This is a genomic window from Roseomonas marmotae (genome assembly GCF_017654485.1).
Classification (GTDB): Bacteria; Pseudomonadota; Alphaproteobacteria; order Acetobacterales; family Acetobacteraceae; genus Pseudoroseomonas; species Pseudoroseomonas marmotae.
On sequence record NZ_CP061091.1, the window covers coordinates 3,443,619 to 3,464,463 of the forward strand.

At 71.6% G+C, this 20,845-nt stretch carries 22 protein-coding genes; 14 read left to right on the forward strand and 8 right to left on the reverse strand.

Annotation, left to right across the window (positions count from 1 at the left end; all coding sequences use genetic code 11):
- Window positions 1-133 precede the first annotated feature (133 nt).
- The 8 genes from rplU to IAI58_RS16310 all read left to right on the forward strand — a co-directional run bounded on the left by rplU (window position 134) and on the right by IAI58_RS16310 (window position 6,546).
- Window positions 134-451, forward strand: coding sequence for a 50S ribosomal protein L21 (gene rplU / locus IAI58_RS16275; protein WP_207444827.1), 318 nt, complete (start codon window positions 134-136; stop codon window positions 449-451).
- Window positions 452-477: 26 nt separating this feature from the next.
- On the forward strand, window positions 478-747 hold the full coding sequence (gene rpmA / locus IAI58_RS16280; RefSeq protein WP_207444826.1) for a 50S ribosomal protein L27: 270 nt from the start codon (window positions 478-480) through the stop codon (window positions 745-747).
- A 95-nt stretch (window positions 748-842) separates the two neighbouring features.
- The gene (gene obgE / locus IAI58_RS16285; RefSeq protein WP_207444825.1) at window positions 843-1,856 is read left to right on the forward strand and encodes a GTPase ObgE; all 1,014 of its coding nucleotides are present in this window, start codon (window positions 843-845) and stop codon (window positions 1,854-1,856) included.
- Window positions 1,853-2,968 carry a glutamate 5-kinase gene (proB, locus tag IAI58_RS16290; protein ID WP_207444824.1) on the forward strand — a complete coding sequence of 372 codons (1,116 nt, stop codon included), beginning with the start codon at window positions 1,853-1,855 and terminating at the stop codon, window positions 2,966-2,968. Before obgE ends, proB begins: the two co-directional genes overlap by 4 nt.
- Window positions 2,969-2,990: 22 nt before the next feature.
- A complete protein-coding gene (locus IAI58_RS16295) occupies window positions 2,991-4,256 on the forward strand; it encodes a glutamate-5-semialdehyde dehydrogenase (protein ID WP_408906181.1) in 1,266 nt (421 codons plus the stop codon).
- 11 nt (window positions 4,257-4,267) lie between these two features.
- Complete coding sequence (locus IAI58_RS16300; RefSeq protein WP_207444823.1) at window positions 4,268-4,867, forward strand: nicotinate-nucleotide adenylyltransferase; 600 nt, start codon at window positions 4,268-4,270, stop codon at window positions 4,865-4,867.
- 96 nt (window positions 4,868-4,963) lie between these two features.
- Window positions 4,964-6,079: a ribosome silencing factor gene (rsfS, locus tag IAI58_RS23495; RefSeq protein WP_408906180.1), complete on the forward strand. Its 1,116-nt coding sequence runs from the start codon at window positions 4,964-4,966 to the stop codon at window positions 6,077-6,079.
- Between the two features lie 14 nt (window positions 6,080-6,093).
- Window positions 6,094-6,546, forward strand: coding sequence for a 23S rRNA (pseudouridine(1915)-N(3))-methyltransferase RlmH (locus tag IAI58_RS16310; protein WP_207444993.1), 453 nt, complete (start codon window positions 6,094-6,096; stop codon window positions 6,544-6,546).
- Between the two features lie 10 nt (window positions 6,547-6,556).
- On the opposite strand, the gene bla is transcribed toward IAI58_RS16310, so the two are convergent.
- Entirely contained in the window at window positions 6,557-7,453 is an 897-nt protein-coding gene (gene bla, locus IAI58_RS16315; RefSeq protein WP_207444822.1) for a class A beta-lactamase, read from the reverse strand.
- Between the two features lie 99 nt (window positions 7,454-7,552).
- Here bla and IAI58_RS16320 point away from each other — a divergent pair, with 99 nt between their 5' ends.
- Window positions 7,553-8,425, forward strand: coding sequence for a LysR family transcriptional regulator (locus tag IAI58_RS16320; RefSeq protein WP_207444821.1), 873 nt, complete (start codon window positions 7,553-7,555; stop codon window positions 8,423-8,425).
- Between the two features lie 42 nt (window positions 8,426-8,467).
- On the opposite strand, the gene IAI58_RS16325 is transcribed toward IAI58_RS16320, so the two are convergent.
- On the reverse strand, window positions 8,468-9,553 hold the full coding sequence (locus IAI58_RS16325) for an AbrB family transcriptional regulator (protein ID WP_207444820.1): 1,086 nt from the start codon (window positions 9,551-9,553) through the stop codon (window positions 8,468-8,470).
- Window positions 9,554-9,672: 119 nt separating this feature from the next.
- Between IAI58_RS16325 and IAI58_RS16330 the strand changes: the two genes are divergently transcribed.
- The 3 genes from IAI58_RS16330 to lpxK are packed head-to-tail and all read left to right on the forward strand — an operon-like array spanning window position 9,673 to window position 12,697.
- Window positions 9,673-10,362 carry a lysophospholipid acyltransferase family protein gene (locus IAI58_RS16330; protein WP_207444819.1) on the forward strand — a complete coding sequence of 230 codons (690 nt, stop codon included), beginning with the start codon at window positions 9,673-9,675 and terminating at the stop codon, window positions 10,360-10,362.
- Window positions 10,359-11,708: a 3-deoxy-D-manno-octulosonic acid transferase gene (locus IAI58_RS16335; RefSeq protein ID WP_207444818.1), complete on the forward strand. Its 1,350-nt coding sequence runs from the start codon at window positions 10,359-10,361 to the stop codon at window positions 11,706-11,708. Before IAI58_RS16330 ends, IAI58_RS16335 begins: the two co-directional genes overlap by 4 nt.
- The gene (gene lpxK / locus IAI58_RS16340; RefSeq protein WP_207444817.1) at window positions 11,708-12,697 is read left to right on the forward strand and encodes a tetraacyldisaccharide 4'-kinase; all 990 of its coding nucleotides are present in this window, start codon (window positions 11,708-11,710) and stop codon (window positions 12,695-12,697) included. Before IAI58_RS16335 ends, lpxK begins: the two co-directional genes overlap by 1 nt.
- A 25-nt stretch (window positions 12,698-12,722) precedes the next feature.
- On the opposite strand, the gene IAI58_RS16345 is transcribed toward lpxK, so the two are convergent.
- The 5 genes from IAI58_RS16345 to IAI58_RS16365 form a co-directional block, all read right to left on the reverse strand.
- On the reverse strand, window positions 12,723-13,625 hold the full coding sequence (locus IAI58_RS16345; RefSeq protein ID WP_207444816.1) for a glycosyltransferase family 9 protein: 903 nt from the start codon (window positions 13,623-13,625) through the stop codon (window positions 12,723-12,725).
- Window positions 13,622-14,752 carry a glycosyltransferase family 4 protein gene (locus tag IAI58_RS16350; RefSeq protein WP_207444815.1) on the reverse strand — a complete coding sequence of 377 codons (1,131 nt, stop codon included), beginning with the start codon at window positions 14,750-14,752 and terminating at the stop codon, window positions 13,622-13,624. Before IAI58_RS16350 ends, IAI58_RS16345 begins: the two co-directional genes overlap by 4 nt.
- Before the next feature lie 50 nt (window positions 14,753-14,802).
- The gene (locus IAI58_RS16355; RefSeq protein ID WP_207444814.1) at window positions 14,803-15,621 is read right to left on the reverse strand and encodes a carbohydrate ABC transporter permease; all 819 of its coding nucleotides are present in this window, start codon (window positions 15,619-15,621) and stop codon (window positions 14,803-14,805) included.
- Entirely contained in the window at window positions 15,618-16,532 is a 915-nt protein-coding gene (locus tag IAI58_RS16360; protein ID WP_237182110.1) for a carbohydrate ABC transporter permease, read from the reverse strand. Before IAI58_RS16360 ends, IAI58_RS16355 begins: the two co-directional genes overlap by 4 nt.
- Window positions 16,533-16,623: 91 nt before the next feature.
- Window positions 16,624-17,961, reverse strand: coding sequence for an ABC transporter substrate-binding protein (locus IAI58_RS16365; protein WP_207444813.1), 1,338 nt, complete (start codon window positions 17,959-17,961; stop codon window positions 16,624-16,626).
- Window positions 17,962-18,093: 132 nt separating this feature from the next.
- On the opposite strand from IAI58_RS16365, the gene IAI58_RS16370 reads away from it, so the two are divergent.
- Window positions 18,094-19,227, forward strand: a complete 1,134-nt coding sequence (locus IAI58_RS16370; RefSeq protein WP_207444812.1) for a fumarylacetoacetate hydrolase family protein — start codon at window positions 18,094-18,096, stop codon at window positions 19,225-19,227.
- The gene (locus tag IAI58_RS16375; RefSeq protein WP_207444811.1) at window positions 19,224-20,027 is read left to right on the forward strand and encodes an alpha/beta hydrolase; all 804 of its coding nucleotides are present in this window, start codon (window positions 19,224-19,226) and stop codon (window positions 20,025-20,027) included. The genes IAI58_RS16370 and IAI58_RS16375 overlap by 4 nt, the downstream gene beginning before the upstream one ends.
- Here the strand turns inward: IAI58_RS16375 and IAI58_RS16380 are convergent.
- Window positions 19,947-20,813, reverse strand: coding sequence for a Rossmann-fold NAD(P)-binding domain-containing protein (locus tag IAI58_RS16380; RefSeq protein WP_237182109.1), 867 nt, complete (start codon window positions 20,811-20,813; stop codon window positions 19,947-19,949). The genes IAI58_RS16375 and IAI58_RS16380 overlap by 81 nt on opposite strands.
- Window positions 20,814-20,845: the final 32 nt, after the last annotated feature.

Here is a 20,845-nt window from a genome sequence, read left to right on the forward strand (position 1 = left end):
TTGACTCCGGCTCCCCGGCAGCGTTATAGCCCCCACCTCTCCGGCGGGACCCTGTTTCGCCGGCGGCCGTTGTCCGGCCGTTCAGAACTTTTTTCTTTCCAGGCCAGGACAGGCTAGAGCTTCAGGGCGAACCATGACCTACGCAGTGATCCGCACCGGCGGCAAGCAGTATCGTGTCACGCAGGACGCGGTCCTGACCGTTGAGAAGCTCGATGCCGAAGCCGGCGCGACCGTGACCTTCCAGGATGTCCTGGCCATCGGTGGCGAGGCCGGCCTGACCCTTGGCGCCCCGACGATCGCCGGCGCCACCGTCACCGCGACGGTGGTCGAGCAGACCCGTGGCGACAAGGTCATCATCTTCAAGAAGCGCCGCCGGCAGAACAGCCGCCGCAAGAACGGCCACCGCCAGCACCAGACTGTGCTGCGCATCTCCGCCATCAACGCGGCCTGATCCGGCTTCCGTAGGAGACACCTCTCATGGCTCATAAAAAGGCTGGCGGTTCTTCCCGCAACGGTCGCGACTCCGCTGGCAAGCGCCTCGGCGTCAAGAAGTTCGGCGGCGAGCATGTGCTGGCCGGCAACATCATCGTGACGCAGCGCGGCACGAAGATGGTCCCGGGCGACAACGTGCTCTGTGGCCGCACCCACTCCATCCACGCCGCCATCGAGGGCAAGGTGAAGTTCACCCGCCGCGCCGAAGGCCGCGTCTATGTTTCCGTCGAGCCGCTGCCGCAGGCCGCCGAGTAACCTCGCGCCCGCGACGACCCGACACGACTGACGAAACGGGGGCCGCGAGGCCCCCGTTTTTGCGTTCAGCACTTTCTTCCGGACCAGCTCAGACCATGAAGTTCCTCGACGAAGCCAAGATCTGGGTAAAGGCCGGCGACGGCGGTGACGGCGTCGTCGCCTTCCGGCGGGAGCGCTTCATCGAGTATGGCGGCCCGGACGGCGGCAATGGCGGCAAGGGCGGCGACATCATCGTGGAGGCCGTGGAAGGCCTGAACACGCTGATCGACTTCCGCTATGCCCAGCATTTCAAGGCCCGCAAGGGCGGCAATGGCGCGGGCTCCGACCGCACCGGCGCCGGTTCGGACGATGTGACGCTCAAGGTCCCGGTCGGCACAGTGATCCTGGCCGAGGACAAGGAGACGGTGCTGGCCGACCTGACGAAGGTGGGCCAGCGCGCCACCATCTGCCGGGGCGGCGATGGCGGCCATGGCAATGCCCATTTCAAGACCAGCACCAACCGCGCCCCCCGCCGTGCCGACAAGGGCTGGCCGGGCGAGGAGTGCTGGATCTGGCTGCGGCTGAAGCTGATCGCCGATGCCGGGCTGGTGGGGCTGCCCAATGCCGGGAAGTCCACCTTCCTGGCCGCCGCCAGCGCCGCCAGGCCCAAGATCGCGGACTACCCCTTCACCACGCTCAACCCGCAGCTTGGCGTCGTGCGGCTGAATGCGACGGAGGAATTCGTCCTGGCCGACATCCCCGGCCTGATCGAGGGCGCGGCGGAAGGCGCCGGGCTCGGCACCCGCTTCCTCGGCCATGTGGAGCGTTGCGCGGTGCTGCTGCACCTGATCGACGGCAGCCAGGCCGACCCCGTTCGGGCCTATGAGACCGTGCGGGCGGAGCTGGAGGAATATGGCGGCGGCCTGGCCGACAAGCCGGAGATCCTGGCGCTGAACAAGACCGACGCCATGACTCCCCAGGCCCGCGCCAGCCGCGTGAAGGCGCTGGAGCGCGCCACCGGCCGCCCGGTGCGGCTGATCAGCGGCGTCACCGGGGAAGGCGTACCGGAGACCCTGCGCCTGCTGGCCGACACCATCTATCGTGCCCGCGAGGAGGCGGCCGGGGCATGATCCCTTCCCTCGCCACGGCGCGCCGGATCGTCGTCAAGATCGGCTCCGCCCTGGTGGTGGACCCGGAGACGGCGGCGCCGCGCGAGGCCTGGCTGGCTTCCGTCGCCACCGATATCGCGGCGCTGCGGGCCACCGGGGCGGAGGTGGTCGTGGTCTCCTCCGGCGCCATCTCCCTCGCCCGCCAGGCCCTCGGCCTGACCAAGCGCAAGCTGCGTCTCGAAGAAAAACAGGCGGCGGCGGCGGTGGGGCAGATCCGGCTGGCCGGCGCCTGGCAGGCGGCGCTCTCCGCCCATGGCATCAACGCCGCGCAGCTGCTGCTGACGCTGGAGGATAGCGAGGACCGCCGCCGCTACCTCAATGCCCGCGCCACGCTCGGCACGCTGCTGGACCTCGGCTGCGTGCCCGTCATCAACGAGAACGACACCGTCGCCACGGCGGAGATCCGCTTCGGGGACAATGACCGTCTCGCCGCCCGCGTGGCGGAGATGATCCATGCGGATGTGCTGGTGCTGCTCTCGGATATCGACGGCCTCTATACCGCCGATCCCCGCCGCGATCCCCAGGCCCGGCACCTGCCGGTGATCGAGCGCCTGACGGACGAGATCATGGCCATGGGGGGCGAGCCGCCGCCGGGTTACTCCTCCGGCGGCATGCGCACCAAGCTGATCGCGGCCCGCATCGCCACCGGCGCCGGCACGGCCATGGCCATCGCGCTGGGGCAGCGGGATCATCCGCTGGCGGCGCTGAAGGACGGTGCCCGCTGCACCTGGTTCCTGCCCACGCCCGAGGGCCGCTCGGCCCGCAAGCGCTGGATCGCGGGCAGCCTGGCGCCGCTGGGCGTGCTGCGGGTGGATGCGGGCGCGGCCGGCGCGCTGCGCGGCGGCAGTTCCCTGCTGCCGGCGGGCGTGCGCGGGGTGCAGGGCACCTTCCAGCGTGGCGACCCGGTTGCCGTGCAGGACGAGAACGGGCACGAACTGGCCCGTGGCCTCTCCGCCTATGATTCCGAGGCCGCGCGGCAGATCGCCGGCCGGCGGTCGGAGGAGATCGAGACCATATTGGGTTGGCGCGGACGGGACGAGATCGTCCACCGCGACGACCTCGTGCTGCTGTAACCCGGCAAAAGGAAGCCCGGCCGTGAACGCCATCGCCGACCCCATCGCCCGTCAGCTCGACGCCGCAGCCCGCGCCGCCCGCGCGGCCGCCGGCCAGCTCGCGCGCGCCGGGCGACCGGCGAAGGACCAGGCGCTGCTGGCCGCCGCCGCCGCCATTCGCGCGCGGCAGGAGGCCATCCTGGCCGCCAATGCCGCCGACCTGGAGGCGGCGCCCGACCTCAGCCCCTCCTTCCGCGACCGTCTCGTGCTGAACCCCGCCCGCATCGAGGGCATGGCGAAGGGGCTGGAGGAAGTGGCCGCCCTGCCCGACCCCGTGGGCCGTGTGCTGGCGGAATGGACGCGCCCCAACGGGCTGGTGCTGAAGCGCGTGGCGCAGCCGCTGGGCGTGATCGGCATGATCTATGAGAGCCGCCCCAATGTGACGGCCGATGCCGCCGCGCTCTGCCTCAAGGCGGGCTCGGCCGTGCTGCTGCGCGGCGGCAGCGAGGGTGCTCGCAGCAGCGCCGCCATCCATGCCTGCATGGTGGAAGGGCTGCGCGCCGCCCGGTTGCCGGAAGCCGCCGTGCAGATCGCCCCCACCCAGGACCGCGCCTTCGTCGGCGCCATGCTGCGCGCGGCGGGGCTGATCGACCTGATCATCCCGCGCGGCGGCAAGGGCCTGGTGACGCGGGTGATGGAGGAGGCGCGCGTGCCCGTCCTCGCCCATGCCGAGGGGCTCTGCCACACCTATATCCATGCCGCCGCCGACCGCTCCATGGCGCGCGCGGTGCTGGCCAATGCCAAGATGCGCCGCACCGGAGTCTGCGGCGCCACCGAGACGCTGCTGATCGACGCCGCCATCGCGCCGGAACTGCTGCCGCTGCTGGTGGAAGATCTCGCGGCGCTGGGCTGCGCCTTCAAGGCGGATGAGCGCGCGCGCTCCATCCTGCCCGCCCTGCCCGTCGCGACGGAGCAGGACTTCGCGACCGAATGGCTGGATGCCGTCCTCTCCATCAAGGTGGTGGATGGGGTGGAGAGCGCGCTCGCGCATATCCGCCGCTACGGCAGCGAGCATACGGAAGCCATCATCACCGAGGATGCCGAGGCCGCCGCCGCCTTCCTGAACGGGCTCGATTCCGCGGTGGGCATCTGGAATGCCTCCACCCAGTTCTGCGATGGCGGCGAATTCGGTTTCGGGGCCGAGATCGGCATCGCCACCGGGCGGATGCATGCGCGCGGGCCGGTGGGGCTGGAGCAGCTCTGCACCTACCGCTACCACGTCATCGGCACCGGCCAGACACGCCCCTGAGCCCCGATCCCTTGCGCCCGCCTTTCGAGCCGGCCCGCTTCGGCGACCGGCGCCGCCTCCGCATCGGCCTGCTGGGCGGCAGCTTCAACCCCGCGCATGAGGGCCATCTGCATGTGGCCCTCATGGCACTGCGCGCGCTGCGGCTGAACCAGGTCTGGCTGATGGTCTCCCCGGGCAATCCGCTGAAGCCGGTCAGGGGCATGGCGCCGTTCGAGGAGCGCCTGGCCTCGGCCCGGCGCATCGCCCGGCCACCGCGCATCCTGGCCACGGAGATCGAAGCCGCGCTGGGCGAGCGTTACAGCGCCCTGACCCTGGCGAAGCTCGCGAAACGTTTCCCGCGCGCCTGCTTTGTCTGGATCATCGGCGCCGACAATCTCTGGCAGCTTCCGCGCTGGCGCCGCTGGCAGGAACTGGTGGCCCGCACGCCCATGGCGGTGCTGCCGCGGCCGGGATGGACCCGCAAGGCGCTTGCGGGTACGGCGGCGCGGCGGCTGCGGCAGAAGCGGCGGCGGCCCGGCCATCTCGGCGGCTGTGCCCCAGGCTGGACACTGGTGCCGGCGCGCGAGCACCCCGCCAGCGCCACCGCCATCCGCGCGGGCACGCGCGCTTAAACCAAGCGGGGAATCGGTGCTGGCGACGCACCGGCTTCCCGCGCCATACACATTACGGCCAGATAATGCCGTAGAGCAGGATTCAGAGGACGCAGCATGGCCCGTACCCCCAAAGCCCCCGCAGACAGCCCGCCCCGCCGCAAGCCGGCCACCACCCGCGTTCCCGGCAAGGCCGCCACGCTGCGTACCGCCAAGCCGGCAGCAGCCGCCAAGGCCCCCGCGCGCGCCAAGCCCGCCGCCCGCCCCGCGCGTGAAGAAGCCGCGGTGCCCAGGGCCGCCCGTGCCGCCGCCGCCAGCAAGGTGAGCGCCGGCAAGGCGGCCGCGAAGCCCGCCGCGCGCTCCACCGCCGCCAAGGCCGCCCCCGCGAGGAAGCCGGCGCGCGCCGCCGCGCCGAAGGCCGCCGCGCCCAGGACGGCGTCCCGCGCCACCGCCAAGCCGGCTGCCGGGACCAGCATGCGCGGCACGGCCAGCAAGGCCGCCGCCAGCAAGCCGGCCCGCGCCGCCAGGCCCGCTGCTGCCACCAGGGCACCGGCCAAGGCCACCACCGCCAAGGCCAGCAGCACCTCCAGGACAGGGACGGCCAAGTCCGCCCCGGTCCGCAGCAGCCGCCCCGCCCCGGCCAAGGCGGCCGCCCCCAAGGCTACCGCCACCCGGAAGCCCGCCGCCACCCCGGCGCCGAAGGCCACCAGCCGCACCGCCGCGAAGCCCGCCGCTCCGCGTCCGAAGCGGGTGAAGCTCACTCCGCCGCAGATCGATCGGCTGGTGCAGGTCACGGTCGAGAGCCTGGAGGCTGACAAGGCCGAGGATATCGTCGTGCTGGACGTGGCCACCCGCGCCACCTTCGCGGACCGTATGGTGATCGCCACCGGCCTGGTGGAGCGGCAGATCCAGGCGATGGCCGGACATATCGAGAAGGCGCTGGCGGAACTCGGCATGAAGCGCCTGCGCAGCGAAAGCTCGCCCGACTGGGTGCTGCTGGATGCCGGGGACCTTGTCGTGCACCTCTTCAAGCCGGAGGCCCGCGCCAACTACCGGCTGGAGAAGATGTGGGGGCCCGACAGCCCGCTGGATGCCGAAAGCCCCGCGGCGGCCGAGAGCACCCGGCCCACCCCCTCCGACTTCGATGAGGAGGACGAGGCCTATGAGGAAGAGGACGTTATCGAGGAGGCCGCCGCCGACCCTTATCTGGACGATGAGGAGGAGCAGGGCTGAGCCGCGCGCCGCTGCTGCTGGCCGTCGGCCGGCTGAAGCCGGGGCCGGAGGCGGCGCTCTTCGCGCAGCATAACGCCCGCCTCCGCCCGCCCCTGGCGGTGAAGGAGATCCCGGAGGCCCGTGGCTCGGCCGCCGAGATCCGCCGCCGGGAGGGCGCCGCCCTGCTGGCGGCGCTGCCTGAGGGCGCGCTGGCCGTCGCCATGGACCTGGGCGGCGCCACCCCGGACAGCGAGGAACTGGCGGCGCTCAGCGCGAAATGGGAGGAAAGCGGGCGTCAGCTCGCCTTCCTGATCGGCGGCGCCGAGGGGCTGGACCCCTCGGTGCTGGCGCGGGCGGAATACCGGCTCTCACTGGGCCGGCTGACCTGGCCGCATTTCCTGGTGCGCGGGCTGCTGGCGGAACAGCTCTACCGCGCCCAGGCCATCCGCACCGGCCATCCCTATCACCGGGCCTGGCGGCCGGGCTGAGGCTCCGGCCTCAGCCCTTCCAGGCCGCCACCACCACCGCGCCGACATCGGCCAGGGTGGCGTCGCGCGTGGCGGCATCGGCCGGGCTGCTGGTCAGGTAGGCCGCCACCAGTACCGGCGCGCCACCGCCGGGCGGCCAGAGCAGCCCGACATCGTTGCGGGTGCCATGCCCGCCAGAGCCGGTCTTGTCCTCCACAAGCCAGCCCTGCGGCAACCGCGCCTTCAGGCATGCGTCGCCAGTACGGCTGGCCCGCATCCAGCCCCGCAGCAGCGCGCGGGAGGAATCGGAAAGCCCCTGTCCCAGCGTCAGGCCCTGGAGGTGCCCCAGCATGGCGGCGGGGCTGGTGGTGTCGCGCGCATCGCCGGGGCGGCCTTCGTTCAGCGCGGTCTCCATCCGGTCCAGCCGGGTCACCTCATCGCCCTGCCCGCGCGCCCAGGCCGTCAGCCCCGCCGGGCCGCCGAGGACATCCAGCAGCAGATTCCCCGCGGTATTGTCGCTCAGCGTCACCGCCGCCCCGGCGATCTCCGCCAGGGTCATGCCGTCCCGCCCCGCATGCTTCTCCGTGGCGGGGGAATAGGTCACGAGATCCTCGCGCGCGAAGCGGATGCGCCGCTCCAGCCTCTCCTGCCCCGCATCCACCCGCGCCAGCACGGCGCCCGCCGCCAGCATCTTGAAGGTGCTGGTCATGGGGAAGCGCTCATCCTGCCGGTGTCCTGCCCGGCGACCGCTGCCGGTGTCCAGCACCGCCACGCCCAGCCGCCCGCCATGTGCCGCCTCGATCCGGGCGAAGGCTTCCGGCAGGGCGCCGAAATCCTCCCGCGCGCCGGCCCGCGCCAGCCCCGCGCCCATCCCCCAGCCGCCCAGCGCCAGCGCCGCGCCGCCCATCCATTGCCGCCTGCCGATCATGCCTGGTCTCCCTCTCAACAGGGGGAAACTGCGCGGCCCAGGGCATGGGGACAAACGATCATCCTTCGCAAGTCGGCCTAGAAAAACTAATGCGTAGGCATGTCCCTCTCCCACCTGCCCCTCAATGCCCTGCGTGCCTTCGAGGCCGCGGCCCGCCATCTGAGCTTCACCCGCGCGGGGCTGGAGCTGCGCGTCACCCAGGCGGCGGTGAGCCATCAGGTGAAGGCGCTTGAGGAAATCTTGGGCGTGCCTCTCTTCCGCCGCCTGCCGCGCGGCCTTGCCCTGACCGAGGAGGGAGAGGCCCTGCTGCCGGTCCTGACCGATGCCTTCCGCCGCATCGCCGGCACGCTGGACCGCTTCGAGGGCGGGCGCCTGCGGGAGGTGCTGACCATTGGCGCCGTCGGCACCTTCGTCACCGGCTGGCTGCTGCCGCGCCTGCCGGATTTCCGTGCCGCGCATCCCTTCGTGGACCTGCGCCTGATGACCAACAACAACCGCGTCGACCTGGCCGGCGAGGGGCTGGATTTCGCCCTGCGCTTCGGCGATGGCGCCTGGCATGGCACGGAGGCCACGCGGCTTTTCTCCGCGCCCCTCTCTCCGCTCTGCGCGCCGGAACTGGCCGCGCGCCTGCGCCAGCCCGCCGATCTGCTGCGGGAGGTGCTGCTGCGCTCCTACCGTGTCGATGAATGGGACCGCTGGTTCGCCACGGTGGAACTGCCCGCCCCGGCGGTGCGCGGCTTCGTCTTCGATTCCTCGCTGACCATGGCCGAGGCGGCGGTGCAGGGCGTGGGTGTCGCACTGCTGCCGGTGCGGATGTTCGGGCGCGACCTGCGCCTGGGGCGGCTGGCGCAGCCCTTTCCGGCCGGGGTCACACTCGGGGACTACTGGCTGACCCGGCTGAAATCCCGACGGGAGAGTGCCGCCATGGCGGCCTTCAGAGACTGGCTGCTGGCCCAGGCCCGGGATGCGTGACCCCGCGGCCGGCTTCCCGTTGCCTGGGCGCGGCGGTCGGGGTCAGAGCATCCCCCGGCGGCGCAGCACGATGCTGACCGGCTGCACCAGCACCGCCACCATGAAGATCCGCACGAGGTGGAAGGCCACGACCACCGGCACCTCCAGCAGCAGGATCTTGGCCGTGAGGGACATCTCCGCCACGCCGCCGGGGGCGGTGGCCAGCACCATGGTTGCGGGGTCCAGCCCGAAGCCGAGGCCCAGCGCCACCCCCAGCACGGCACAGATTCCCGTCAGCAGCGCCACATGCACCAGGGCGCCTGACAGCATCCGCCCGCCACCCAGGAAGGTCGCTCGCTCGAACTGCACGCCCAGATGCGCGCCCAGCGCGATCTGCCCCGCCGCCGTCAGGGCCATCGGGACGCCGGATAAATTATAGCCCGTCATGGTCAGCCCGGCGCTGACCAGCAGCCCGCCCAGCAGCCAGAAGTTCCGCACCCCGATCCGTCCCAGCACCAGGGCCGCCAGCGCCCCGGCGCCCATCAGCAGCACGAAGCCGCCGGGCGAGAAGCCCTGTGTCACCGCCGCCAGCGCCCCGGCGAACTGCCCCTGCACGCCCAGCAGCATGAAGCTGGTGGGCACCATCACCACCACGCCCACCACCCGCAGCAGCTGCACCACCGCCACCGCGCTGGGACGCGCGCCATAGGATTCGCCCAGCAGGCTCATCTCCGCCACGCCACCGGGGATGGAGCCGAAGAGGGCGCTGGCCCGGTCCAGCCGCGCCAGCCGCGCCAGCAGGGGCGCCAGCGCTATGCCGATGGCCAGAGTCACCAGCGCCGCCCCCAGCACCAGCAGTCCGTGCCGGGCGATGTGTTCCGAGGCATGCGGCGTGAAGAACAGGCCCAGCGCACAGCCCAGCAGCAGCATGGCGCCGTTGCGGAGCGGCCGGCTGGCCATCACCGGCGCCCCCGCCAGCCGCGCGGTGGCGACGAAGACCAGGGCGCCCAGCAGCCAGGGCAGCGGGCTATGCAGCCAGAAGAACAATCCGCCGCCCAGCCCCCCCAGCAGATAGCAGAACAGGTAGTCACGCCCTTTCCGCAGCAGGTCCGGCGGTGTGGCGGAGTGGGGAGGTATGCGGCTTTTCATGTCGCGACGCACACTAGACGCCAGGGCACCGCGCGCCAGCCCCGATCAAGCCTGGGCGAGCACTTGGTTTCGCTGAGGGGCGAGCCGTGCTAGGGCGCGCTCGCCATGACGCAAGCCCCATGTTCCGTTCACTGATCCGGCATCCCAGGACGCAGTCCCTGCTGGCGGGGCTCATCGGGAGTTATCTGGCGTTCTGCTACCGCACCACCCGCTGGACCCTGCTGGGCGAGGAGAATCTTCCGGATTCGCGGCAGGGCGCCCCCTATATCGTCGCCTTCTGGCATGAACGCCTGCCGATGATGCCCATGCTCTGGACCATGGTGCATGCGCGCTACCCCGGCACCGCCAAATGGCAGCCGCATGTGCTGGTCTCCCGCCACCGCGACGGGCGCTTCATCGGCGATATCGTCTCCCGCTTCCGGCTGGTGATGATCCACGGCTCCACCTCGCGCGGGGGGGCCTCGGCGCTGCGTGCGCTGCTGCGGGTGCTGCGCTCCGGCAGCCCGGTGGCCATCACCCCCGACGGACCGCGCGGCCCGCGCCGGCAGGCGGCCGAGGGCGTGGCGCAGCTGGCCGCGCTGGCGCGCGTGCCGGTGCTGCCCACCGCCGCCGCCACCCGGTGCCACCGCCTGCTGCCCAGCTGGGACCGCATGATGCTGCCCCTGCCCTTCACCCGGGGCGTGCTGGTCTGCGGCCCCGCCATCGCCGTCGCCGAAGCCGATAGCGCCGCCGTCGCCCGCATCGGCCAGGCGCTGACCGAGGCCTGCGACCGCGCCGATGCCTGGACCGCCGGGCGGTCGGGCGCATGAGCTGGCGCTGCCGGCTGACCCGGCTGGCCGGCGGCGCCACCGCACCTCTGCTGCCGCCGCTGCTGCGCTACCGCGCCGCGCGCGGCAAGGAATCGCCCGAGCGCCTGCGGGAGCGGCAGGGCTTCGGCGCCGAGCGGCCGGATGGTCCGCTGATCTGGCTGCATGCCGCCAGCGTGGGGGAAAGCCTCTCCCTGCTGCCGTTGATGGAGACGCTGCTGGAGCAGCGTCCCGGATTGCACCTGCTGGTGACCACCGGCACCGTCACCGCCGCCGGGCTGCTGGAGCAGCGGCTGCCGCCCGCCGTGGCGGCGCGCGTCATCCACCGCTTCGCGCCGCTGGACGTGCCGGGCTGGATCGCGCGCTTCCTGGATGGCTGGCGCCCCGATGCGGTCGCCATCGCCGAGAGCGAACTCTGGCCCAACCGCACCTATGCCCTCTCCAAGCGCGGCATCCCGGCGGCCATGATCAATGCCCGTATCTCCCCCCGCTCGGCCGCGCTATGGCGGCGCTGGGCGCCGGGGCTGGCGCGGGACCTGCTGGCCCGCTTCGCCCTGGTGGTGGCGCAGAGCGAGGACGACGCCGCGCGGCTGCGCGACCTGGGCGCGGAAGGCGCGGCCTGCTGGGGCAACCTGAAGGCCGCCGCCGCGCCGCTGCCGGCGGATGCGGCGGAGCTGGAACGGCTGCGGGCGCTGATCGGCCAGCGCCCGGTCTTTCTGGCCGCCAGCACCCATCCCGGCGAGGATGAGCCGGCGCTGGCCGCCCATCGTGCCCTGGCCCCGCGCCTGCCGGGCCTGCTGACCGTCATCGCCCCCCGCCATCCCGACCGGGGCGCCGAGGTGGCGGCTCTGGCCGCGCAGGGAACGCCGCCGCTCTCCGTCTCCCGCCGCGCAGAGGGCGGCCGGCCGGAGCCGGGCGTGGAGGTCTATGTGGCCGATACCCTGGGCGAGCTGGGGCTGTTCTTCCGCCTGGCCGGGGTGGCGCTGGTCGGCGGTTCCCTGGTGCCGAAAGGCGGGCATAATCCGCTGGAGCCGGCCCGCCTCGGCTGCCCCGTGCTCTTCGGCCCGCATACCGAGCATTTCCGCGAGGTGGCGGATGCGCTGCTGGCCGCCGGTGGGGCGCTCCGGGTGGAGAATGCCAGAACGCTGGCAGAAAACATTCAGGACGTGCTAACGAATCCGGAGCGTGCCTCCACGATGACACGCGCCGCGGCGAAGATCGCCGATAATGCCGCCCATCTGCCGGGTGCCCTGGCAGAGGCGATCCTGGCTTTGCTGCCTTCCGGCCCTGGCATTTCCGCCAAGGGTTCGGGCAGTGGTCTAGACGAGAAAGGACGGGTTCAGGGCTGATGCGTGCCCCCGACTTCTGGAGCGGGGGCAGCGGGGGAATCGCGCCCTTGCTGCTCTCGCCATTCGCCGCCCTCTATGCCGCCGCGACGGCCCGCCGCGTGGCGCGGCCCGGCTGGCAGGCACCGGTGCCGGTCATCTGCTGCGGCAATGCCACGGCGGGTGGTGCCGGCAAGACCACTGTCTCGCTCGATATCGGTCAGCGCCTCTCCAACCGTGGCGTGTCCACGCATTTCCTGACGCGCGGCTATGGCGGCACGCTCAAGGGCCCCGTGCTGGTGGACCTCGACAAGCACAACAGCAAGGCGGTGGGGGACGAGGCCCTGCTGCTGGCCAGCAGCCGCCCCACCTGGGTCGCCGGCAACCGCGAGGCCGGCGGACGCGCCGCCGTGGCCGGTGGCGCCCAGGCCATCGTCATGGATGACGGGCTGCAGAATCCGGGGCTGGTCAAGGACCTGTCCCTGCTGGTGGTGGACGGCAATTTCGGCTTCGGCAACGGCCGCATCATCCCCGCCGGCCCGCTGCGCGAGCCCGTGGCCGCCGCCGCCGCGCGCTGCCAGGCCGCCGTGCTGATCGGTGAGGATGAGAGCGGCGTGGCGGAGCAGCTGCCACCCCACCTGCCGGTGCTGCGGGCCCGGTTGGTGCCGGGGCCGGAGGCCGAGCTGCTGGCCGGGCAACCGGTCTTCGCCTTCTGCGGCATCGCCAATCCCCGCAAGTTCTTCAACAGCCTGCAGGAAGTCGGCGCGGTGGTGGCGGGGCGCATGCCCTATGCCGACCATTACCCCTTCGATGCCGGCGACCTGCGCGAATTGCTGGCCGAGGCCGAGCGGCTGCGCGCCGTCCCCATCACCACCGCCAAGGATTTCGTCCGCATCCCCCCCGCCTTCCGCAGCCGGGTGAAGGTGCTGACCATCCGCCTGAAATGGGATGAGCCGCTGGGGATCGAGCGGCTGCTGGACCCCCTGGCGCAGCGCGTGCCGGTGCCGGCCTGAGGACCATGCCGGCGGCCTGAGAGGCTTACCGCCGCAGCGCCGCCAGGCCGGCCAGCACCTGCTCCACGCCCAGCTCCTCCAGCGGCGCCTGCCTTACCCAGGCCGCCGCCGGCCCGCGCGGGGCGCAGAGGGCGGGGTCGCTCTCCTCCCCGAAGACGGCCAGGGTCGGGCAGCCGGCAGCGGCCACCAGATGCGTGGGGCCGGTGTCGTTGCCGATGGCGGCCTCCGCCCGCCGCGCCAGGGCGCCGATCTGCGCCAGGCTGGTGCGGCCGGTCAGGTCCAGCCCATCCGGGCGGACATGGAGGATCTCGGCCGCCAGCGGCGTCTCGGCCGGTCCGCCCAGCACGACCGGCGGCGCGTCCAGCCGCGCTGCCAGTTCCGCGAAACGCGCCGCCGGCCAGCGCTTGCCCGGCCGCGTGGGCGAGGCGCCGGGGATCAGCAGCACGAAGCGCGGCGGAAGATCAAAGCCTTCCAGCGGGTCGTCCAGCCAGTCCAGCGCCGGTAGCGGGAAGTCGCGGATGCCGGCGATGGTCAGCTGCTCCCGCTGCCGCTCCACCGTATGCATCCGGTCGCGGTCCGGGTTCAGCCGCCGGTGGCTCTCCGCCCCCGACCATTCCGCACCGCCGGTGAACCAGCGATAGCGGGAGGAGCGGCTGGAGGTCTGGAGGTCATAGACCCGCGTGAAGCCGGCCCGCCGCAGCCGCCAGGCCAGCCGCGCCACCGCGCGCAGGTCGGACCAGTCGGGCCGCCCGTCATCCCAGACCTCGTCGAACCAGGGCGCGCGGCGCAGCAGCGGCGCGAAGGGCTTCGTGGTCAGCAGGGTGATGCGCGCGCCGGGATGATGCGCCCGGATGGCGGCGAAAGGCCCGAAGGCCTGCACCACATCGCCCAGCGCGGCCAGCTTGATGACGAGGATGCGCTCGTTCACAGCAATTCCCGATAGACGGAGAGGGTGGCGCGCTGCATGGCGGCGGTCGTGTAGTGCTCCAGCACCATCGCGCGCCCCTGTGCGCCAATGCGCGCGCGCTCCTCCGCCGGCATGGCCAGGGCGCGGGCGATGGCGCCGGCCAGGGCCGCGGCATCCCCGGGCGGGGTGCGCCAGCCGGTCTCGCCTTCCAGCACCGTCTCCCGCGGCGCGCCGAGGTCGGAGGCGATGACGGGGCGGCACATGGCCTGGGCCTCGACGATGGTGCGGCCGAAGGCCTCGGCATCGGTGGAGCAATGCAGCGCCAGATCGGCCAGCAGGAAGGCGGCGGGCAGGTCGTCGCAATGGCCGGGCATGGCGGCATCGCCTTCCAGCCCCAGCGCCGCGATCTGCTGCCGCAGCTCGGCCGCATAGCCTCCGCGTCCCTCATCCCCCACCAGCAGCGCGAAGGGCCGTGGCGCCGGCAGGCTGGCCAGCGCCTGCAACAGCACCCCCTGCCCCTTCCAGCGCGTGATGCGCCCCGGCAGCAGCAGCACCGGCCGCCCCTCCGGCACGCCCCAGGCGGCCCGCAGCGCATGCACACGCGCCTCCGGCACGGCATCCGGGTCGAAACGCGCCACATCCACCCCGCGCGGGATGACGCGGATGCGCCGGGCATCGGTGCCATGGCGCTCGCGAATCAGCCCGGCGATGAACTGGCTGATGGCGATGACGCGCTCGCCCCGCGCCATGACGGAATTGTAGAGCCGTTTGCCCGGGAAGCCCTCGTTATAGGCGCCGTGATAGGTGGTGACGAAATGCGCCCCCGCGCGCCGTGCCGCCATCAGCGTCGCCCAGGCAGGAAAGCGGCTGCGGGCATGGACGATGCCGATGCCCTCCGCCCGGATCAGCTGCGCCAGCGCGCCGGCCTGCCCCAGCAGGGCGCCGGGCGACTTGCGGTCCAGGGGCAGGGTGACGTGGCGGCCGCCCCGCGCCTCCAGTTCCGCCACCATGCGGCCGCCGGCCGAGGCGACGAAGGGGCGGAAGCCGGCCTGGGCCAGAGCCTCGGCGATTTCCAGCGTGCCACGCTCCACGCCACCGGCATTGAGCGCGGGCAGCACCTGAAGCACGGCGGGGCGAAGATCGGACATGCGCGCCCGCTTACCCTCCCCGCCCCGAAAAGTCAGCCCGGCAGGCCCGTTCAGCCGCCCTTCACGCCGCCCGCCGTCAGCCCGGCGATGATCTGCTTCTGCGCCAGCAGCGTCAGCAGCAGCACCGGCAGCGTCACCATCAGCGCCGCCGCCGCCAGCGGACCCCAGGAGATCTGCTCGAAGGTCAGCATGTTGTTGACGGCGACCGGCAGCGTCCGCGTCTCCCGCCCCGCCAGCACCATGGCGAAGATGAAATTGTTCCAGGAGAAGATGAAGGAGAGGATGGTCGCCACCGTGATGCCCGGCAGGGCCAGCGGGAGGGCGACATGGCGGAAGGCCTGCCAGATGGTCGCGCCATCCACCAGCGCCGCTTCCTCAAGCTCCCCCGGCAGCCCCTCGAAGAAGCCGATCATCACCCAGACCACGATGGGCACGGTGATGACGAGATGGGTGACGACGATGGGCAGCAGCGTGCCCGTCAGCCCCAGCCACTGGAACAGCAGGAACAGCGGGATGAGGTAGGAGAGGCCCGGCGTGATGCGCGCGATCAGGATCAGCATGGCCGCGCGCGTCGCCTGCATCTTGGCGATGCCATAGCCCGCCGGCACGCCGATCAGCAGCGCCAGCCCCGTGGCGCTGAAGGAGACGAGGATGGAATTCCAGGTGTAGAGCAGGAAGTTGTTGTTCTCGAAGACGCTGATGAAATTGTCCCAGACCGGCGGGTTGGGGATGAAGACCGGGGGATAGGCCGTATTGTCCAGCTCGGTCTTCAGGGAGAGCGAGATCATCCAGAGGAAGACCAGGATGGCCGGCGAGACCAGCACCACTACCGCGAAAGCCAGCCCCAGCCTGTCGAGGAAGCGCCTCATGCCTTCACCCTCCCGCGCGTCCAGAGCAGCAGGGAGGCGAGGCCGACGATCATCGAGAAGAAGACCACCACCACCGCGCTGGCATAGCCCATGTTGTAGTACGCGAAGCCCTGCAGATAGAGAAAGATGTTGATCGTCTCGCTGCTGGTGCCCGGCCCGCCCTGGGTGATGACGTAGATGGTGTCGAAGGCCTTCAGCGCGTCGATGGTGCGGATGATCAGCGCGACCACGATGAAGGGCGCCAGCAGCGGCAGGGTGATGTGGCGGAAGGACTGCCAGGGGCTGGCCCCGTCGATCCGCGCGGCCTCATAGGGGTCGAGCGGCAGGGAAGCCAATCCGCCCAGCACGATCAGCATCACCAGCGGCGTCCAGTGCCAGACCTCCACCATCACCAGCGTCGGTATGACGGTGCGGGCGTCATAGACCCACATGCTCGGCGGGATGCCGAACTGCGAGAGAAGCCAGTTCAGCACGCCGAGCTGCGGGTGGAACATCATGGTCCAGACCAGCGCGACGGCGACGGGCGTGGCCATCATCGGCAGGATGAAGATGGTGCGCGCCAGCCCGCGCAGCGGGAAGCGGCGGTTGAAGACCAGCGCCGCGATAACGCCCAGGACCATGGGAAGCACCACCGCCAGCGCGGTGAAGTAGAGCGTGCGCAGGATGGACCAGAGGAAACGCTCGTCGGTGAAGAGCTTGCGGTAGTTGTCCAGCCCCACATAGCTATGGCCGCCGCCGATCTTCCATTCATGCGCCGACATGAACAGCGTGAAGATCCAGGGGAACAGGATTACGCCCAGCACCACCACGCCCGCCGGAACGATGAACATCCAGTAGCGGCGGGCATAGTTGCGTCGGCGTGGCGCGGTGACGGCGCCCGCCGGCGCCAGGGTCGCGGCCTTGCCTGACATCAGCCCCCCTTCCGCGCGGTCGCGCGGCGCAAGGTCTTGGACATGCGGAAATCTCCCGGCGGGGCGAATGGTCCGCCCCGCCAAAGCCGTCTCAGCTCGCCTTCTCGGACTGTTCCAGCACCGGGCGGAAGGCTTCGGTCGCCTTGCGCAACTCAGTGGCGGGATCGGCGCCGCCGATCATGTTGGTCAGCCCCGCGCCGATGGTGTCGCGGAATTCCGTCACCGGCACGATCTCCGGCAGGCCGGGGCGGGCGATACGCAGCGCCTCCCCCAGCGTGGAGAAATACTGCGCGGGGAAGGTGCTGTTGCGGATCGCTTCCTCATTGCGGAAGGCGCTCTGCCGCGCCGGGGCGCCGGCACCGCTGGAGAGATAGCGCAACTGGTTGGCCTTGCCCGATGCCCATTGCAGGTAGAGCCAGGCGGCCTTCTTGCGCGCGGGCGCGCTGGCCTCGCTGATGCCGAAGCCATTGCCGAAGAGCGCGCCATGGTGATTCGCCGGGCCGGCCGGCGCCACGGCATAGCCGGTCTTGCCCGCGACGCGGGAGCGCTTCGGGTCCTCCAGCGGCGCGGCGAAGCCGGGGCCGTCGATCCAGAAGGCGGCGCGCCCCTGCATGAAGCTGGTCTGGCACTCGTTCCAGTTGAAGCCGATCGAGCCCGGCGGCGCGCATTCGCGCATCATCTTCTGATACATCTCCGCCGCCCAGACCGCGTCGGGCGTGTCGGTGATCAGCTTCATATTGGCGTCGATGGTATCCCGCTGCTGGGTGCCCAGCAGGAAGGAGGTCCAGAGCACCACATTGGCATTGCGAAGCCCGCGCCCGACAAAGCCATAGACCTGCTTCGACGGGTCGTTCAGCGCCTTGGCCGCCGTGTACAATTCGTCGAAGGTCTTGGGCACGGCGATGTTCTTCGCCGCCAGCAGGTCCTTGTTGTAGTACATGATCCAGGGATCGCCGAACTCGGGCAGCGTATCCATGCGCCCATCGGCCTGGGTGGAATAGGCCACCGCGCCCTGGCTGAAATCGGCGAAGTCGAAATCGGGCGCCGTCAGGCTGGCATCGTTCAGATAGGGCCGGAGGTCGGCGCACCATTTCGCCCGGCCGACCTGCCGCTTGTTCACATGCAGGCTGATGCCGACCACATCGAAGGACGGCTTGCCAGTGGAAAATTCGATGGCGAATTTCTGGCGATGCTGCTGCTCGGGAATATGCTCGGCACCGACGCGGATACCGGTCAGCTCCTCGAATTCCTTCTGGTTCTGGATCAGGATGGCGGAACGCGGGCTGGAGGTCAGGCTGACCTCAAGCCGCTCCCCCTTCGCCTGCTTCCAGTCGAAAGCGGATTGGGCATTGGCCCGCTCCACCAGGGCAGGCATCGCCAGGAGGCCGGCAGCCCCCTGCAACGCGCCGCGGCGCGTGATCTTGAACATGCTTACCGTCCTCCCTGCGCCCGACTTCCGCGGGTCTTGCAGGCAGCCATGCTTTCATCCGAAACCCCCGGATGGCAAGCGTCATCGGATCGCGCTACCACAGAGGCAAACCTTGAACGGGGAACGCCGCCGATGCCGCTCGACACCGCATTGCCGCAGGACTGGCGGGAGGGCCATTTCGCCCTCCGTATCCAGGGACAGGATGGGCCCATGGCCATCGCCCTGGCGCGCGGCACGGCCTTCGACATGACGCCCGCCTTCGGCACCGTCAGCGCCTGGCTGAACGATTCCGACCCCGTCGCCACCATCACCGCGCGGGGCGAGAGGCTGGCGCTGGACGTGCCCGCGCTGCTCTCCGACGGCAGCCTCCTCTCCCCCTTCGACCTGCAGGCACTGAAGGCCTGCGGCGTCACCTATGTCCGCAGTATGCTGGAGCGGGTGATCGAGGAGCGTTGCCGGGGCGATGCCAGCCAGGCCGAGGCCATAAGGGCGGAGGTGCGCGGCATCATCGGCGATGATCTGGCGAATCTCCGCCCCGGCAGCCCCGAGGCCATGGCGCTGAAGCAGAACCTCGTCGCGCGCGGCTGGTGGAGCCAGTATCTGGAAGTCGGCATCGGCCCGGATGCCGAGGTTTTTACCAAGGGCCAGCCGCTCTCCTCCGTCGGCTCCGGCGCCAGAATCGGCGTGCATCCGGACAGCGCCTGGAACAACCCGGAGCCCGAGGTGGTGCTGGCGGTGGATGCACAGGGTCGCATCCTCGGCGCCGCGCTGGGCAATGACGTGAACCTGCGCGACGTGGAGGGCCGCTCCGCCCTGCTGCTGGGCCGCGCCAAGGACAATAACGCCGCCTGCGCCATCGGCCCGGCCATCCGCCTCTTCGACGAGGGCTTCACGCTGGAGGATATCCGCCAGGCCGAGACCACCCTGACCATCGAGGGCACGGACGGTTTCCGCCTCTCCGAATCCGGCAAGGTCGGCGCCATCAGCCGCGACCCGACGGAGCTGGTGGCGCAGATGATCGGCCCGCACCACCAGTATCCCGACGGCGCGGCGCTCTTCCTCGGCACGCCCTTCTCGCCTGCGCAGGACCGGGGCGAGGCCGGCATGGGCTTTACCCACAGGTATGGCGATGTCGTGCATATCGCCAGCGAGCGGCTGGGCGCGCTCTGCAACACGGTGGAGCGCACCGACCTCTGCCCGCCCTGGCGCTTCGGCATCGGCGCGCTGATGGCCAATCTGCGCCAGCGGGGGCTGCCGCGCGCATGAGCACCGAGCAGAAGGGCCGGCTGGACCGGGGCGATGGCGTGGAACTGGCCTGGGCCGCGCTGCCCGGCGGCAGTGGCGGCCCGACCGTGGTCTTCCTCGGCGGCTTCCGCTCTGACATGGAGGGCAGCAAGGCCCTGGCGCTGCGCGATGCCTGCGCGGCACGGGGTCTGCCTTTCCTGCGGCTCGACTATTCCGGCCATGGCGCCAGCGGCGGCGTGTTCGAGGAGGGCAGCATCGGCATCTGGGCCGAGGATGCTGCCCGCGTCATCGAGGCCCGCGCGCCGGGGCCGCTGGTGCTGGTGGGCTCCTCCATGGGTGGCTGGATCGCGCTGCTGCTGGCGCGGCGCTGGGGGGCACGGGTGCGGGCGCTGCTGGGCATCGCCGCCGCCCCGGATTTCACCAGCCGGCTGATGGAGCCGGGCCTGGACGAGGCCCAGCGCGCCGAACTGGCGCGGGTTGGCGTCATCTACCAGCCCAGCCCCTATGGCCCGCCCGTGCCCATCACCGCCAAACTGCTGCGGGATGGGCGGTCGCAGTCCATCTTCGGCGAGCCCCTGCCCTTCGCCGGCCCGGTGCGGCTGCTGCAGGGCATGCGCGATGTCGAGGTCCCCTGGCAGACCGCCACGGACCTCGCCACTCATCTGGGCGCAGAGGACCTGCGGATCGTCCTGGTGAAGGACGGCGACCACCGCCTCTCCCGCCCGCAGGACCTCGCGCTGCTAGAGGCGACCCTGCTGGAGCTGCTCGGCACGGTGAATGGCGGCGAGGCCGGCGCGGTAGCCGGGATAGCGCCAGCCTAGCCCCAGCGCCGCCCGGGTCGCGGCGGAGGAGACCCTGCGGTTCTCCGCCCAGAAGCCGCGCCCCATGGGGGACATCGCCGCCCAGGCCTGCTCGAAGGGCACGGCCGGCGGCGGTGGCAGGCCCAGCAGGCGCGCGGCTTCCCCGATCACCGCCGCACTTTCCGCCGGCTCATCATCGGCCAGGTGCAGCACGCGGGGGGCGCCGGCGTCATGCCTCCCAGTGGCGGCGGCCACCACCGCGCGGGCGATATCCTCCACATGGATGCGGCTGAAGCTGTGGCCGGGTTTGATGACGCGCCGCGCCCGGCCGCTCCGCACCTCATCCAGCGCGCTGCGGCCGGGGCCGTAGATGCCGGCGGTGCGGAAGAGATCCAGCGCCACCCGCCCGCCCAAGGCCGCCGCCCAGGCCTGCTCGGCCACCAGCCGGCGGCGGGAGCGTTCCTGCCCCGGGGCCGGGGGCGTGGCTTCGTCCACCCAGCCGCCGCCCCGGTCGCCATAGACCCCGGTGGTGGAGAAATAGCCGGCCCAGCGCAGTGCCGGAGCCCCGGCGATGGCGGCGGCATGGGTGGCCAGCACCGGGTCCCCCGCCTCCTCCGGCGCGGCCGTCGCCACGAGATGCGTGGCCTCGGCGATCGCGGGCCCTGCCTCGCTGAAGCGCAGCAGCGCCACGCCCGGCGGCACGGCGCGCCCTGCGGGCTCGCGGACCGTGGCCGCCACCGTGAATCCGGCCCGCAGCGCCTCCATGGCGATGTGCTGGCCGGCATAACCCAGGCCGAGGATGAGCATTCTGGCTGTCATCGGGTCCATGTGGCGCGGAT

Excerpts from the sequence above, each read along its gene's own strand:
- rplU (WP_207444827.1), top strand. The coding sequence starts at position 134 with ATGACCTACGCAGTGATCCGCACCGGCGGCAAGCAGTATCGTGTCACG.
- rpmA (WP_207444826.1), top strand. The coding sequence starts at position 478 with ATGGCTCATAAAAAGGCTGGCGGTTCTTCCCGCAACGGTCGCGACTCC.
- obgE (WP_207444825.1), top strand. The coding sequence starts at position 843 with ATGAAGTTCCTCGACGAAGCCAAGATCTGGGTAAAGGCCGGCGACGGC.
- proB (WP_207444824.1), top strand. The coding sequence starts at position 1,853 with ATGATCCCTTCCCTCGCCACGGCGCGCCGGATCGTCGTCAAGATCGGC.
- rsfS (WP_408906180.1), top strand. The coding sequence starts at position 4,964 with ATGGCCCGTACCCCCAAAGCCCCCGCAGACAGCCCGCCCCGCCGCAAG.
- bla (WP_207444822.1), bottom strand. The coding sequence starts at position 7,453 with ATGATCGGCAGGCGGCAATGGATGGGCGGCGCGGCGCTGGCGCTGGGC.
- IAI58_RS16320 (WP_207444821.1), top strand. The coding sequence starts at position 7,553 with ATGTCCCTCTCCCACCTGCCCCTCAATGCCCTGCGTGCCTTCGAGGCC.
- IAI58_RS16325 (WP_207444820.1), bottom strand. The coding sequence starts at position 9,553 with ATGAAAAGCCGCATACCTCCCCACTCCGCCACACCGCCGGACCTGCTG.
- IAI58_RS16330 (WP_207444819.1), top strand. The coding sequence starts at position 9,673 with ATGTTCCGTTCACTGATCCGGCATCCCAGGACGCAGTCCCTGCTGGCG.
- IAI58_RS16335 (WP_207444818.1), top strand. The coding sequence starts at position 10,359 with ATGAGCTGGCGCTGCCGGCTGACCCGGCTGGCCGGCGGCGCCACCGCA.
- lpxK (WP_207444817.1), top strand. The coding sequence starts at position 11,708 with ATGCGTGCCCCCGACTTCTGGAGCGGGGGCAGCGGGGGAATCGCGCCC.
- IAI58_RS16350 (WP_207444815.1), bottom strand. The coding sequence starts at position 14,752 with ATGTCCGATCTTCGCCCCGCCGTGCTTCAGGTGCTGCCCGCGCTCAAT.
- IAI58_RS16355 (WP_207444814.1), bottom strand. The coding sequence starts at position 15,621 with ATGAGGCGCTTCCTCGACAGGCTGGGGCTGGCTTTCGCGGTAGTGGTG.
- IAI58_RS16360 (WP_237182110.1), bottom strand. The coding sequence starts at position 16,532 with ATGTCAGGCAAGGCCGCGACCCTGGCGCCGGCGGGCGCCGTCACCGCG.
- IAI58_RS16365 (WP_207444813.1), bottom strand. The coding sequence starts at position 17,961 with ATGTTCAAGATCACGCGCCGCGGCGCGTTGCAGGGGGCTGCCGGCCTC.
- IAI58_RS16370 (WP_207444812.1), top strand. The coding sequence starts at position 18,094 with ATGCCGCTCGACACCGCATTGCCGCAGGACTGGCGGGAGGGCCATTTC.
- IAI58_RS16375 (WP_207444811.1), top strand. The coding sequence starts at position 19,224 with ATGAGCACCGAGCAGAAGGGCCGGCTGGACCGGGGCGATGGCGTGGAA.
- IAI58_RS16380 (WP_237182109.1), bottom strand. The coding sequence starts at position 20,813 with ATGCTCATCCTCGGCCTGGGTTATGCCGGCCAGCACATCGCCATGGAG.